Below are 13,519 nucleotides of genomic sequence, written 5' to 3'. Positions count from 1 at the left end.
GTCGCACGGCTGCCTGGCGTTGGAGTCCCAGACTCAACGCGGAGGAGCTATGGACAGCCTGACCCCAGTCCTCGAGGAGACCTACGCGCGTCTTCTCGACGAGATCACGCCCCAGGACGGCGAGCGCCGCGAGATCCTCGATCCCGCTCGGGCGGGCGGGATGTCGGAGCCGCCCTCTCGAGCCACCCCGACGTCGGCAAGGTGATGTTCACCGGGTCGACGGCGACGGGCAAGGCGATCATCCGCAGCTCCGCCGACACCGTCAAGCGACTCACCCTCGAGCTCGACGGCAACGACGCCGGCATCGTGCTGCCCGACGTCGACCCGAAGGCGATCGCCGAGGGCGTCTTCTGGGGCGCGTTCATCAACACGGGGCAGACCTGCGCCGCCCTCAAGCGCCTGTACGTGCACGACGACGTCTACGACGCCGTGTGCGACGCGCTCGTCGAGGTGGCGGGCAACGTGCCAATGGGCGTCGGCGTCGACGAGGTCGAGCGACCGCGACCGCGCGCGCGAGGTCGCCGCGCGCATCGAGGCAGGCACGGTGTGGATCAACTCGCACGGCGGCGTGCACCCGATGGTGCCGTTCGGCGGCGCGAAGCAGTCGGGGTACGGCCTCGAGTTCGGGGTCGAGGGGCTGAAGGCGCTGGGCGTTCCGCAGGTCGTCAACGGCTGATCGGGCGATCGCCGACGGCGGCCGGGACGGGGTGGGAGTCCTCGACCCGGCCGCCGTCGCCGGTGGAGCCGGTAGAATCGTGATGTCCAGGCGCCGTGAGCGCCGGTGCTCGAAAAATGGGCACGAAGCCGAACCGCCACGAGCGGGCTCGAGCGAGACACACACGGATTCCCCAGCTCCGTCACCGTCTCGAAGGACTTCCATGGCCTCGGTCTCCGCGCATGTCGCGCACGCCCTCTCCGCCCACGTCGACCACGTCTTCGGCGTCATGGGCAACGGCAACGCCGCCCTCCTCGACGCCCTCGACCGCACCTCGGCCCGGTACACCGCGCTCCGCCACGAGGCCGGCGGCGTGGTGGCCGCCGACGCGCACTACCGCGCCTCGGGCCGGCTCGCGGCGGCGACCGCGACGTACGGCGCCGGATTCACCAACTCGTTGACCGCGCTCGCCGAGTCGGCCCAGGCACGGATCCCGGTCGTGCTCGTCGTCGGCGACGCGCCCACGACGGGTGTCCGCCCCTGGGACGTCGACCAGGCGGCCATGGCCGCCGCCGCGGGCGTGCCGACGCTCACGGCGGGGCGCGAGGATGCCGCGGCCACGACCGTGCGGGCGATCGAGCACGCGCTCGCCCACCGAACCCCCGTCGTGCTCGCCGTTCCGTACGACCTCGCCACGGCCGACGCCGGTGAGCTCCCGTCGGCCGACGAACTGCGTACGGTGACGTTGCTTGCGCCGCTGGAGCCCGACTCGGCCCGCCTCGATGCGGTCGCGGAGTTGCTCGCCGTCGCCCGCCGACCGTTCCTCCTCGCCGGTCGCGGCGCCTGGCTCGCGGGCGCGGGCGACGCGCTCGCCCGGCTCGCCGGGCTGACCGGCGCGGTCACGGCCTCGACCGCGCTCGCGCGCGGGATCTTCCCCGACCGGGGCTTCGATCTCGGCGTCACCGGAGGGTTCGGCCAGGAGGACGCGATGGCGCTCGTGCACGAGGCGGATGTCGCGGTCGTCTTCGGCGCCGGACTCAACCAGTTCACGACGCGGTTCGGGCAGCTGTTCGCGCCGGGTACGCGGGTCGTGCAGGTCGATCTGGCCCCCGAGGCGACGAACCCCGCGGTCACCGACTTCGTGGCCGGCGACGCGCGACTCGCGGCATCCGGGATCGCCGACCGGCTCGAGCGCACCGGCGCCGCGCCCAGCGGATGGCGCGAGTCCGTCGACTTCGCCCCACTGCGCCGGCTCCACCCGGGTGACGACGTCGCCCCCGACGGTCGCCTCGACCCACGCCGCGTCGCGGCCCGCCTCGGCGAACTGCTGCCCGAGGACCGCGTCGTCGTCTCCGACGGCGGGCACTTCATCGGGTGGGCGAACATGTACTGGCCGGTGGCGGCGCCCGACCGGATGCTCATGGTCGGCACCGCGTTCCAGTCCATCGGGCTCGGGCTGCCGAGCGTGCCGGGCGCGGCCGCCGCGAAGCCCGACGCGGCCATCGTGCTCACGACGGGCGACGGTGGGGGCCTGATGGCGCTCGCCGACCTCGAGAGCGCCGTGCGCACGGCCGCCGGTCGCGGCATCGCCGTGGTGTGGAACGACGCGGCCTACGGCGCCGAGGTGAACCTCTACGGGCTCAAGGGATACGCCGAGGAGCCCATGCTCATCCCCGAGGTCGACTTCGCGGGGCTCGCGAACGCCGTCGGTGCCGAGGGCGTGGTGGTGCGCGAACTCGCCGACCTCGACCGGCTCGCGTCCTGGGCGGCCGAGCCGGTCGCCGAGCGCCGGTTCCTGCTGCTCGACTGCCGCATCTCGGGGCGGGTCATCGCGCCCTATCAGCACGAGGTGATCGCGGTCAATCGCGGCCGCTGACTGCCGAGCCGCGGATACGACGCGGGGGCGGATGTCGCGTGCTCGCGACATCCGCCCCCGCATCGGGTCGGCGCTGGACCCTACTTCTGCCAGGCGAAGTGCCGCACCGACTGCTCCGCTTCGTGGTCGGGACCGAGCGGGATGCCCGTGCGGTCGCGGAGCAGCAGGGTCGCGGCGAAGGCGACCACCATGATTCCGGCGATGTAGAACGCGACCGAGGTCGCGGTGCCGGTGGACTGCACGAGCCACGCCGCGATGGTGGGCGCGAAGGCGCCGCCGATGATGGCGCCGATCGCGTAGGTGATCGAGACGCCCGAGTACCGGATCGAGGCCGGGAACAGCTCGGTGAAGTACGCGGCCTGCTGGCCGTAGGTGAAGCCGTTGCCGATGGCGAACAGGGAGACGCCGAGGAAGAGGAGCCACGGGTTGCCGGTGTCGGCCAGCGGGAAGAGCAGGAACACGGTCGCGAGGAAGGCGATCCAGCCGATGACGTAGGTGTTGCGCCGGCCGATGCGGTCGGAGACCACGCCCGCGGCGAACGTCACGATGAGCCACACCACCGATGCCCCGGCGACGGCGAGGAGCACGGGCGTGCGCTCCATGCCGACGTGCCCGCCGTCGGCGATCGGCGTCGTGGCGTAGTTCTGCAGGTATCCGCCCGTGGTCATGTAGCCGGCGGCGTTGTTGCCGGCGAAGGTGAGCGCTGCGAGCACGACCAGCAGCCAGTGCTTGCGGAACAGGGTGAGGATCGGGGTCTTCGCCTTCTCCTTCTTCTCGGAGATCTCCTTGAAGACCGGGCTCTCGTCGACCGCGCGGCGCACGATGATGCCGACGATGATGAGCACGAAGCTCAGCAGGAACGGGATGCGCCAGCCCCACTCGAGGAACGCGTCGCCGGGCGAGACGACGCCGGTCATGAGCGCGAGCACCCCCGAGGCCAGGAGCAGGCCGATCGGCACGCCGATCTGGGGGAACGCGCCGTAGCGCCCGCGCTTGCCGTCGGGGGCGTGCTCGACGGCCATGAGCACGGCGCCGCCCCACTCGCCACCGGTCGACAGGCCCTGCAGGATGCGGAGCAGGACGAGCAGCATGGGCGCGGCCATGCCGATCTGCTGGTACGTGGGCAGGACGCCGATGAGGGTGGTCGCGGCGCCCATCAGGATGAGCGTGACGACGAGCATCGCCTTGCGGCCGATCTTGTCGCCGAAGTGCCCGGCGAGAAACGCGCCGAGCGGGCGGAAGAGGAAGCTCACGCCGACCGTCGCGAACGAGAGGATGGTCGCGAACTCGGGGCCGGCCGGGGCGAAGAAGAGCGCACCGAAGACGAGTCCGGCGGCGCTCGCGTACAGGAAGAAGTCGTACCACTCGATGGTGGTGCCGATCACGGTCGCGAAGGCGACGCGACGGAGTTCGCGTTGCCTGGCTTCGGTTGATGGTGCGGTGGTGGACGTCGTCGTCATGGCGCGTCGACTCCTCTGTCGTGTCGCTGTCGGGGACCGCTCATCGCAGGTCCGGATGAGCGCGAGCATCATTATATATGATTTCAGATACCACATCTGACGACCAGATCGAATACGATCGAGGCGAGTCCTCGACAACGAAGTGGAGCCAACGCTTGCTCGAACCAGCACGCATCGCCGCGATCGCCGACGAACTCGTCGCCGCCGATCGGGATCGATCCATCGTCCCCCTGCTCACGGCCCGGCACCCCGAGATGACGGTCGAGGATGCCTACGCCGTGCAGCAGCTCTGGGCGGAGCGCCGCGCCGCGCGGGGCGCGCGCCTCGTGGGCCGCAAGATCGGCCTCACCTCGAAGGTCATGCAGGTCGCCACGGGCATCACCGAACCCGACTACGGCGTGATCTTCGACGACATGGTCATCGAGTCGGGCGCCACCGTCGAGTTCGACCGGTTCTCGAACGTGCGCATCGAGGTCGAGCTCGCGTTCGTGCTCGCGAAGCCGCTCGCCGGGCCCGACACCACCATCTTCGACGTGCTCGACGCCACCGCCTACGTCGTGCCCGCGCTCGAGATCCTGAACTCGCACATCGAGATGGCCGGGCGCACGATCGTCGACACCATCTCCGACAACGCGGCCATGGGCGCCATGGTCGTCGGCGGCAATCCCGTGAAGGTCGACGCCGTCGACCTCCGCTGGGTCTCCGCCCTCCTCTATCGCAACCAGACCATCGAGGAGTCCGGCGTCGCGGCCGCGGTGCTCGGCCACCCCGCGATGGGCGTCGCGTGGCTCGCGAACAAGCTCGCGCAGCACGGGCAGTCGCTCGGCGCCGGCGAGATCATCCTCGCGGGGTCGTTCACGCGGCCCATGTGGGTCGAGCGGGGCGACACGGTGCACGCCGACTACGGACAGCTGGGGGCGATCACATGCCGATTCGATTGACCCTGCCGCCGACGTTCGGCGAGCGGCTCGCGACATCCGACCGTCCCCTCATCGGCATGTGGGTGTGCTCCGGCAGCCCGCTCATCGCCGAGATCACCGCGGGCAGCGGCCTGGACTGGCTGCTCATCGACGGCGAGCACTCCCCCAACTCGCTCGAGTCGATCCTCGCCCAGCTCCAGGCGGTGGCCGCCTACCCGGCCACGCCGCTCGTGCGCCCGCCGTACGGCGACGTGGTGACGATCAAGCAGTACCTCGATCTCGGCGTGCAGAACCTGCTCGTGCCCATGGTCGACTCGGCCGAGCACGCCGCCGAGATGGTGCGCGCCGTGCGCTACCCGCCGGCCGGCGTGCGCGGCGTGGGCAGTGCGCTCGCGCGTGCGTCGCGCTGGAACCGGGTGCCCGACTACCTGGCGGATGCCTCGGGCACGATCTCGCTCACGGTGCAGATCGAGTCCGTGGCCGCGGTCGAGCACGTCGAGGAGATCCTCGCGGTCGACGGCGTCGACGCGATCTTCGTCGGCCCGTCGGACCTCGCGGCCTCGATGGGGTTCCTCGGCCAACAGGAGCATCCCGACGTCGTGGCCGCCGTCGAGCACTGCATCCGCGCGGCCGCGGCCGCCGGCAAGCCCGCCGGCGTGAACGCCTTCGCGCCCGCGGTCGCCGACCGGTACCTCGATGCCGGCACCGCCTTCGTGCTCGTCGGAGCGGATGTCGCGATGCTGGCCAGGGCCTCCGAGGCGCTCGCCGATCGCTTCATCGCCCGGCGCGGCGATGGTGCGGACGGCGGTGCGGCTGGGCCCGCCACCGCGCCGCGCGCGAGCTACTGAGCCGGCGCTTCCCCACCCGTGCAGGATCGTATATGATTTCGGATACAACGAGACGAGGACGTCAATGACCACCGACGAGATCGCCACCCCCGGCAAGATCATCGCCGTGCACCTCAACTACCGGTCGCGCGCGGCGCAACGCGGCCGCACGCCCGCCGCACCGAGCTACTTCCTGAAGCCGTCGTCATCGGTCGCCGCCACCGGCGGCACCCTCGAGCGCCCCGCCGGCACCGAACTGCTCGCCTTCGAGGGCGAGATCGCGCTCGTCATCGGCGAGCCCGCGCGGCGCGTCTCCCCCGACGACGGCTGGACGCACGTGGCATCCGTCACCGCCGCCAACGACTTCGGCCTCTACGACCTGCGGGCGGCCGACAAGGGCTCGAACGTGCGCTCGAAGGGCGGCGACGGCTTCACGCCCCTCGGACCGCGCGCGATCCCCGCAGCAGCCGTCGACCCGGCGGGCCTGCGCGTGCGCACGTGGGTCAACGGCGCACTCGTGCAGGACGACACCAGCGACACGCTGCTGTTCCCGTTCGGCCAGTTGATCGCCGACCTCTCGCAGCTGATGACCCTCGAGACCGGCGACGTCATCCTCACCGGCACGCCGGCAGGCTCGTCGGTCGTCGTGCCCGGCGACGTCGTCGAGGTCGAGGTGGACGCACCGGATGCCCCGGGCACGCCGTCGAGCGGCCGGCTCGTGACCACCATCACCGAGGGCACCGTGTCGTTCGGCGACTTCGGCACGAAGCCGGCGGTCGACGACCTGCAGCGCGAGGAGGCGTGGGGCTCGCGAGAGGCCGCGGGCCTGCCCGCCGCCGAACCCGGATTCGAGCTCACCGACGACCTGCGCGAACGCCTCGCCGGCGTCGGCGTCGCGACGCTCTCGGTCGCGCTCCGCAAGCGCGGCTATCACGACATCTTCATCGAGGGCGTCTCGGCGAACCACGACGGCGACCGCCTCGTCGGCCGCGCGAAGACGCTGCGGTTCATCCCCTTCCGCCCCGATCTCTTCGCGTCCCACGGCGGCGGGTTCAACGCGCAGAAGCGGGCGTTCGACACCGTGCTGCCCGGCGAGGTGCTCGTGGTCGAGGCACGCGGCGAGCGCGGCACCGGCACCGTGGGCGACGTGCTCGCGCTCCGCGCCCAGGTGCGCGGCGCCGCCGGCATCGTGACCGACGGCGGCGTGCGGGACTTCGACGCCGTGCGCGGCTTCGAGATCCCCGTGTTCTCGCAGGGCGCCCACCCCTCGGTGCTCGGCCGGCGGCACGTTCCGTGGGAGACCGACGTGACGGTCGCGTGCGGCGGCGCCGCCGTGCAGCCCGGTGATGTCATCGTGGGCGACGGCGACGGCGTCATCGTGATCCCGCCCGCCCTCGTCGAGGAGGTGCTCGCCGAGGCGGAGACGCAGGAGCGGGAGGACGCCTGGGTTGCCGACCAGGTCGCGTCCGGGGCATCCGTCGACGGGCTGTTCCCCATGAACGCCGAGTGGCGGGCCCGCTACGAGCAGGCGCAGGGGCGGAACTCATGACCGCCACGAGCAAGTCGCAGCAGGCCTACGACTACCTCCGCGAGCGCATCGACGACGGCCGGTTCGTGCCGGGCTACCGGCTCGTGCTCGGCCAGATCGCGCGCGAGCTCGACGTCTCGGTCGTTCCCGTGCGCGAGGCGATCCGCCGCCTCGAGGCCGAGGGATACGTCACGTTCGAGCGCAACGTGGGCGCCCAGGTCGCGCTCATCAAGGAGACCGAGTACCTGCACACCATGCAGACGCTCTCGATCGTCGAGGGTGCGGCCACCTCGCTCTCGGCGCCGTACCTCACCGCTGAGCAGCTGCAGGACGCCCGACGCATCAACGAGCGGATGCGGCGGCTGCTCGACGACTTCGACCCCCACCGCTTCACCGCGCTGAACATCGAGTTCCACGCGGCGCTCTACGAGGCGTGCCCGAACCCGCACATCCTCGACCTCGTGCATCGCGGCTGGAGCCGGCTGAAGCTGCTGCGCGACACGTCGTTCAGCTTCGTGCCCGGACGCGCCGCCGAGTCCGTGGCCGAGCACGAGCACATCGTCGAGCTCATCGAGTCGGGCGCCGAGCCGCTCGAGATCGAACTCGCGGCGCGTGCGCACCGCACCGCCACCCTCGACGCGGTGCTCGCGTTCACCGCCGAGCACAAGCATCCCTCCCCGGCGGCATCCGCGACCGCCGAACCGGCGCTCGCCTCCACCACCGACTGACCCATCGAACGAGGAAGACATGACGCATCACATCCCCGAGGGGCTCCCCGACCGCATCCGTCACTACATCGACGGCGAGTCCGTCGACTCGATCGGCGGCGAGACGTTCGACGTGCTCGACCCCGTGTCGAACGAGACGTACGTGCAGGCGGCCGCCGGCCAGAAGGCCGACATCGATCGCGCCGTGGCCGCCGCGAAGCGCGCCTTCACGGAGGGCCCGTGGCCGCGGATGCTGCCGCGCGAGCGTTCGCGCGTGCTGCACCGGATCGCCGACCTCGTCGAGTCGCGCGACGCGCAGCTCGCCGAGCTGGAGTCGTTCGACTCGGGCCTGCCGATCACCCAGGCGCTCGGGCAGGCCCGCCGGGCCGCCGAGAACTTCCGGTTCTTCGCCGACCTGATCGTCGCGCAGGCCGACGACACGTACAAGGTGCCCGGCCGCCAGATCAACTACGTGAACCGCAAGCCGATCGGCGTCGCCGGCCTGATCACGCCGTGGAACACGCCGTTCATGCTCGAGTCGTGGAAGCTCGGTCCGGCCCTCGCCACCGGCAACACGGTCGTGCTGAAGCCGGCTGAGTTCACACCGTTGTCGGCGTCGCTGTGGGCCGGCATCTTCGAGGAGGCGGGCCTCCCGAAGGGCGTCTTCAACCTCGTCAACGGCCTCGGCGAGGAGGCGGGCGACGCGCTGGTGAAGCATCCGGATGTCCCGCTCATCTCCTTCACCGGCGAGAGCCGAACCGGGCAGATCATCTTCGGCAACGCCGCGCCCTACCTCAAGGGCCTCTCGATGGAGCTCGGCGGCAAGAGCCCGGCCGTCGTCTTCGCCGACGCCGACCTCGACGCGGCCGTTGACGCGACCATCTTCGGCGTGTTCTCGCTGAACGGCGAGCGCTGCACGGCCGGAAGCCGCATCCTCGTCGAGCGTGCCATCTACGACGAGTTCGTCGAGCGGTACGCCGCACAGGCCAAGCGCGTCATCGTGGGCGACCCGCACGACCCGAAGACCGAGGTCGGCGCGCTCGTGCACCCCGAGCACTACGAGAAGGTCATGAGCTACGTCGAGATCGGCAAGACCGAGGGCCGACTCGTCGCCGGCGGCGGCCGGCCCGAGGGCTTCCCGACGGGCAACTACGTCGCGCCGACGGTGTTCGCGGATGTCCCGAAGGACGCCCGCATCTTCCAGGAGGAGATCTTCGGGCCGGTCGTCGCGATCACGCCCTTCGACTCCGAGGAGGAGGCGCTCGAGCTCGCGAACGGCGTGAAGTACGGGCTCGCCGCCTACATCTGGACCAACGACCTCAAGCGTGCGCACAACTTCTCGCAGGCGGTCGAGGCCGGCATGGTGTGGCTCAACTCGAACAACGTCCGCGACCTCCGCACGCCGTTCGGCGGCGTCAAGGCCTCGGGCCTCGGCCATGAGGGCGGCTACCGCTCGATCGACTTCTACACCGACCAGCAGGCGGTGCACATCACGCTCGGTGCCGTGCACAACCCCACGTTCGGCAAGCAGGAGCACCACGACGAGACCGACCTCGACGACCCGGACCCGCGCTGAGCGCCGGCCCGAGACATCCGTTCACTGACAACCGATACCAGGCAAGGACGCTGACATGACCGCCAAGGAAGACAAGACCCTCACCTCTTCGGGCTTCTACGTTTCGCAGGAGGCTCCGATCCACACCGACAACCCGATCCCGACGCCGTCGGCGCCCGCCCCCGACATCCTGCGCTGCGCGTACATGGAGCTCGTCGTCACCGACCTGGCTCGCTCGCGCGAGTTCTACGTCGACGTGCTCGGCCTCACCGTGACCGAGGAGGACGAGAACGTCGTCTACCTCCGGTCGCTCGAGGAGTTCATCCACCACAACCTCGTGCTGCGCAAGGGGCCGGTCGCCGCCGTGGCCGCGTTCTCCTACCGCGTGCGCACGCCGGAGGACCTCGACAGGGCCGTGGCCTTCTACGAGGAGCTCGGATGCCGCGTCGAGCGTCGCGCCGAGGGCTTCACCAAGGGCATCGGCGAGTCGGTGCGCGTGGAGGACCCGCTGGGCTTCCCCTACGAGTTCTTCCACGACGTCGAGCACGTCGAGCGCCTCGCGTGGCGCTACGACCTCTACACTCCGGGCGCACTCGTGCGCCTCGACCACTTCAACCAGGTCACCCCCGACGTGCCGCGCGCGACGAAGTTCATGCAGGACCTCGGCTTCCGCGTCACCGAGGACATCCAGGACGACGAGGGCACCGTGTACGCCGCGTGGATGCGCCGCAAGCCGACCGTGCACGACACGGCCATGACCGGCGGCGACGGCCCCCGCATGCACCACGTCGCGTTCTCGACGCACGAGAAGCACAACATCCTCGCGATCTGCGACAAGCTCGGCGCGCTGCGCCAGAGCGACCGCATCGAGCGCGGTCCCGGGCGCCACGGCGTCTCGAACGCGTTCTACCTCTACCTGCGCGACCCCGACGGCCACCGCGTCGAGATCTACACGCAGGACTACTACACGGGCGACCCCGACAACCCCGTCGTCACGTGGGACGTGCACGACAACCAGCGCCGTGACTGGTGGGGCAACCCGGTCGTGCCCTCGTGGTACACCGAGGCCTCGCTCGTGCTCGACCTCGACGGCAACCCGAAGGAGGTCGTCGCCCGCACCGACGCCAGCGAGATGGCCGTGACCATCGGTGCCGACGGGTTCTCCTACACGCGCCCCGAGGAGGGCGAGTCCTCGATGCCGGAGTGGAAGCAGGGCGAGTACAAGCTCGGCCACCAGCTCTGACCCTCCGTCGGGAGGCGCGCATCGCGCCTCCCGACCGCTGCCCCCGAGACCGCGGGCAGGCTACAGTGCTGACCATGCCGACCGAACGGACCCCGCTCCTCGACGGAATGGTGCGAGTCCTCGAACTCGACTGCTTCCGCGACGAGCGGGGTTCGCTCACGCCCGTGACGTTCGACGACGCGCGATTCAGCGTTGCGCGCACCTTCGTGGTGAGCGCCCCGCAGGGCATGGTGCGAGGCGGTCACGCCCATCGCCGTGTGCGCCAGGTGCTCTTCCGGGCGAGCGGCGCGATCGACGTCCACGTCAGCCATCGCGGCGAGAACGCCACCATCAGGCTCGACGAGGAGTGCCCGGCCGTACTGGTGGAAGCGGGTGTCTGGGCGCAGCAGGTCTACCTCGACGACCATTCGACGCTCATCGTCTTCGCCGACGGACCGTATGACGCCGCCGAGTACGTCGACGGCGCCGACGCCTCCGACGCCTCCGACGCCGCCGACGCCGCCGACGTGATCGCCTCATGAGGGATCGTCGAGTCGCCGTCCTGGGGGCCGGCATCATGGGCAGCGCCGTGGCGATCGGACTCGCCCGCCGCGGTCTCGACGTGACGCTCATCGACCAGGAGTCGGCGCCGATGGCCGCCACGAGCCGATGGAACGAGGGCAAGATCCACCTCGGCTACCTGTACGGCGCCGACCCCACGCTCGCGACCGCGCAGCACATCCTCCCCGGCAGCCTGCGGTTCGCCGAGCTCGCTCGCGAACTCATCGGCGGCGACCTCGCCGGTCACACGACCACCACCGACGACGTCTACCTCATCCACCGCGACTCGGTGGCCTCGCCCGAGCAGCTGCGGGAGCGCTTCGCCGCGGTCAGCGAGCTGATCCGGGAGCATCCCGATGCCTCCCGCTATCTCGTGGACGTCTCAAATGCGCGGGCGACCGAACTCGGCTCCGACGAGCTGCGCGCCCTCTCGGGTGCCGACATCGTGGCCGGCTTCCGGGTGCCCGAGCGATCGGTCGACACGCGGTGGTTCGCGGCCCGATTGGCCGGCGCCGCGGCATCCGAACCGGGCGTGGAGCTCAGGATGAGCACTCGGGTGACGGCGGCGGAACCGGTGGAGGCGGTCGACGGACGCTGGCGCGTGCGCGGTTCCGACGGGTACGAGGAGCCCTTCGACCTCGTGGTGAACGCCCTGTGGGGAGGGCGGCTGCCCATCGACGTCACGGCCGGCCTGGCGCCGGAGCCGCCGTGGACCCACCGCCACCGCCTGTGCGTGTTCGTCCGCACGCGCAGGGAGCTCGACCTGCCGAGTGCGATCGTCGCGACCGGTCCGTTCGGCGACGTCAAGAACTACAACGGCCGCGACTTCTACCTCTCGTGGTACCCCGTGGGGCTCCAAGCCGAGAGCTCGGATCTCGAGTTGGTCGCGCCGCGCACCCCGCGCGGCGCCGAGGCCGACGCGTTCGTCGCCCGCGTCCGCTCCGCGCTCGAGCACGTCATGCCGTGGACGGGGCGGGTGTTCGACGATGCCGAGTCCACGATCGTGCACGGGGGCTTCGTCTACGCCCGCGGCCGAGGGTCGCTCGACGACCCGGGCTCGGGGCTGCACCGCCGCGACCGGTACGGAGTGGCGCGACGCGGCGCCTACTTCTCGATCGACACCGGCAAGTACTCGACGGCACCGTGGCTCGCCCGGGCGCTCGCCGACGAGATCGCCGGCTGAACACCAGTCGACCCGGAGGACGGAGAACCATGGACGCCCGCGACTCGAGCCCGCTGGTGACGGCACTGGTGCCGACCTACAACGGCTCCCGGTTCATCCAGCGGACGCTCGACAGCCTCGCCGCCCAGACCTGGTCGAACCTCGAGATCCTCATCGGCGACGACCGCTCGACCGACGACACCCTCGACATCGTGCGACGGTTCGCGGAGCAGCACCCGAACGTCCGGATCGTCGAACGCGAGTCCAATCTCGGGTGGCTGGGCAACTCGAACGACCTGATGGCCCGCGCCCGCGGGGGGCTCATGTTCTTCGCGTTCCACGACGACGTCGTCGCCCCGACGTACGTCGAGCGGCTCGCGGAGGCGCTGCTCGCGAACGATCGCGCCGTGCTGGCGTTCAGCGACATGAACGTGCACGAGGTCGGCGGACCGGGCCGCCTGCACGTGTTCGACGAACTCGAGGGGCTCCGGTCGAGCGTCGAGCGCGGCCGGGTGATGGTTCGCCGCCCCGGCAACTGGTGGGTGCCCAATCGCGGCCTCTTCCGGTCATCGGCCTACCGGGCGGTGGGCGGCATCCATCCGAACGAGCAGGGCGAGTACTCCGCAGACTGGACCTGGCTCCTCGGGCTCTCGCTCATCGGCGAGTTCGTGCGCGTGCCCGAACTGCTCTGCGAGAAGTACTACACGGCGGGGAGTCTCTCGAAGCGCTGGCCGCACGACGAGACGCAGCTGCTGGCGCTGCGGAGGTCGGGCATCGCCGAGATCCGCAGGAGCAGCCTCGGCCCCCTGGCGAAGGCCCGCCTCACCGGCCACCTGTGGCGACGCGTGGTCGGGCGCCGACTGCCCGGGTGGGTGAAGCGGATCTTCCGCCGCCTGGGGCTCTGAGGCAGCTCTCCCACGCGGCCCGACGCCTCCACCCCGAGTGCCCGCGACCAACTCTCGACGCAACTGAGGGGATCGCGGCTGCCGAGGTCGCTTCGGGCGCGAGCGACCTCGGGCAGCGGGATCACCTCAGTTGCGCGACCC

11 protein-coding genes and 1 pseudogene are annotated in these 13,519 nt (G+C 70.9%); 11 read left to right on the top strand and 1 reads right to left on the bottom strand.

Annotation, left to right across the window (positions count from 1 at the left end; translation table 11 throughout):
• Positions 1-147 precede the first annotated feature (147 nt).
• Both EZM51_RS02550 and EZM51_RS02545 read left to right on the top strand, forming a co-directional pair.
• Positions 148-676, top strand: a pseudogene (locus tag EZM51_RS02550) (aldehyde dehydrogenase family protein); the annotation flags it as partial.
• Positions 677-878: 202 nt separating this feature from the next.
• Positions 879-2,531, top strand: a complete 1,653-nt coding sequence (locus EZM51_RS02545; RefSeq protein ID WP_136706641.1) for a thiamine pyrophosphate-binding protein — start codon at positions 879-881, stop codon at positions 2,529-2,531.
• A gap of 80 nt (positions 2,532-2,611) precedes the next feature.
• Here EZM51_RS02545 and EZM51_RS02540 read toward each other — a convergent pair whose 3' ends face one another.
• The gene (locus EZM51_RS02540; RefSeq protein ID WP_136706640.1) at positions 2,612-3,991 is read right to left on the bottom strand and encodes an MFS transporter; all 1,380 of its coding nucleotides are present in this window, start codon (positions 3,989-3,991) and stop codon (positions 2,612-2,614) included.
• 155 nt (positions 3,992-4,146) lie between these two features.
• Here EZM51_RS02540 and hpaH point away from each other — a divergent pair, with 155 nt between their 5' ends.
• From hpaH to EZM51_RS02495, 9 genes are all read left to right on the top strand, one after another.
• Positions 4,147-4,932 carry a 2-oxo-hept-4-ene-1,7-dioate hydratase gene (gene hpaH / locus EZM51_RS02535; RefSeq protein ID WP_136706639.1) on the top strand — a complete coding sequence of 262 codons (786 nt, stop codon included), beginning with the start codon at positions 4,147-4,149 and terminating at the stop codon, positions 4,930-4,932.
• Positions 4,917-5,759, top strand: a complete 843-nt coding sequence (locus EZM51_RS02530) for an HpcH/HpaI aldolase/citrate lyase family protein (RefSeq protein ID WP_136706638.1) — start codon at positions 4,917-4,919, stop codon at positions 5,757-5,759. Before hpaH ends, EZM51_RS02530 begins: the two co-directional genes overlap by 16 nt.
• Before the next feature lie 64 nt (positions 5,760-5,823).
• Positions 5,824-7,287: a fumarylacetoacetate hydrolase family protein gene (locus EZM51_RS02525; RefSeq protein ID WP_136706637.1), complete on the top strand. Its 1,464-nt coding sequence runs from the start codon at positions 5,824-5,826 to the stop codon at positions 7,285-7,287.
• Positions 7,284-7,994, top strand: a complete 711-nt coding sequence (locus EZM51_RS02520; protein WP_136706636.1) for a GntR family transcriptional regulator — start codon at positions 7,284-7,286, stop codon at positions 7,992-7,994. The genes EZM51_RS02525 and EZM51_RS02520 overlap by 4 nt, the downstream gene beginning before the upstream one ends.
• Before the next feature lie 19 nt (positions 7,995-8,013).
• Entirely contained in the window at positions 8,014-9,549 is a 1,536-nt protein-coding gene (gene hpaE, locus EZM51_RS02515) for a 5-carboxymethyl-2-hydroxymuconate semialdehyde dehydrogenase (protein WP_136706635.1), read from the top strand.
• A 55-nt stretch (positions 9,550-9,604) separates the two neighbouring features.
• A complete protein-coding gene (gene hpaD, locus EZM51_RS02510; RefSeq protein WP_136706634.1) occupies positions 9,605-10,771 on the top strand; it encodes a 3,4-dihydroxyphenylacetate 2,3-dioxygenase in 1,167 nt (388 codons plus the stop codon).
• 74 nt (positions 10,772-10,845) lie between these two features.
• Positions 10,846-11,292 (top strand): FdtA/QdtA family cupin domain-containing protein, encoded by a 447-nt coding sequence (locus tag EZM51_RS02505; protein ID WP_136706633.1) that lies wholly within the window; start codon positions 10,846-10,848, stop codon positions 11,290-11,292.
• Complete coding sequence (locus EZM51_RS02500; protein ID WP_136706632.1) at positions 11,289-12,494, top strand: FAD-dependent oxidoreductase; 1,206 nt, start codon at positions 11,289-11,291, stop codon at positions 12,492-12,494. Before EZM51_RS02505 ends, EZM51_RS02500 begins: the two co-directional genes overlap by 4 nt.
• 29 nt (positions 12,495-12,523) lie before the next feature.
• Entirely contained in the window at positions 12,524-13,378 is an 855-nt protein-coding gene (locus EZM51_RS02495; protein WP_136706631.1) for a glycosyltransferase family 2 protein, read from the top strand.
• The last annotated feature ends 141 nt before the right edge of the window (positions 13,379-13,519 follow it).

Source organism: Agromyces sp. H66, from assembly GCF_004959775.1.
Classification (GTDB): Bacteria; Actinomycetota; Actinomycetes; order Actinomycetales; family Microbacteriaceae; genus Agromyces.
The sequence above is the reverse complement of the archived record's forward strand: the minus strand, read 5'-3'. Positions and strand labels throughout refer to the sequence as shown.

Coding starts and splice junctions, on each gene's coding strand:
- EZM51_RS02530 (WP_136706638.1), top strand. CDS start 4,917: ATGCCGATTCGATTGACCCTGCCGCCGACGTTCGGCGAGCGGCTCGCG.
- EZM51_RS02505 (WP_136706633.1), top strand. CDS start 10,846: ATGCCGACCGAACGGACCCCGCTCCTCGACGGAATGGTGCGAGTCCTC.
- hpaE (WP_136706635.1), top strand. CDS start 8,014: ATGACGCATCACATCCCCGAGGGGCTCCCCGACCGCATCCGTCACTAC.
- EZM51_RS02545 (WP_136706641.1), top strand. CDS start 879: ATGGCCTCGGTCTCCGCGCATGTCGCGCACGCCCTCTCCGCCCACGTC.
- hpaD (WP_136706634.1), top strand. CDS start 9,605: ATGACCGCCAAGGAAGACAAGACCCTCACCTCTTCGGGCTTCTACGTT.
- EZM51_RS02500 (WP_136706632.1), top strand. CDS start 11,289: ATGAGGGATCGTCGAGTCGCCGTCCTGGGGGCCGGCATCATGGGCAGC.
- EZM51_RS02540 (WP_136706640.1), bottom strand. CDS start 3,991: ATGACGACGACGTCCACCACCGCACCATCAACCGAAGCCAGGCAACGC.
- EZM51_RS02525 (WP_136706637.1), top strand. CDS start 5,824: ATGACCACCGACGAGATCGCCACCCCCGGCAAGATCATCGCCGTGCAC.
- EZM51_RS02495 (WP_136706631.1), top strand. CDS start 12,524: ATGGACGCCCGCGACTCGAGCCCGCTGGTGACGGCACTGGTGCCGACC.
- EZM51_RS02520 (WP_136706636.1), top strand. CDS start 7,284: ATGACCGCCACGAGCAAGTCGCAGCAGGCCTACGACTACCTCCGCGAG.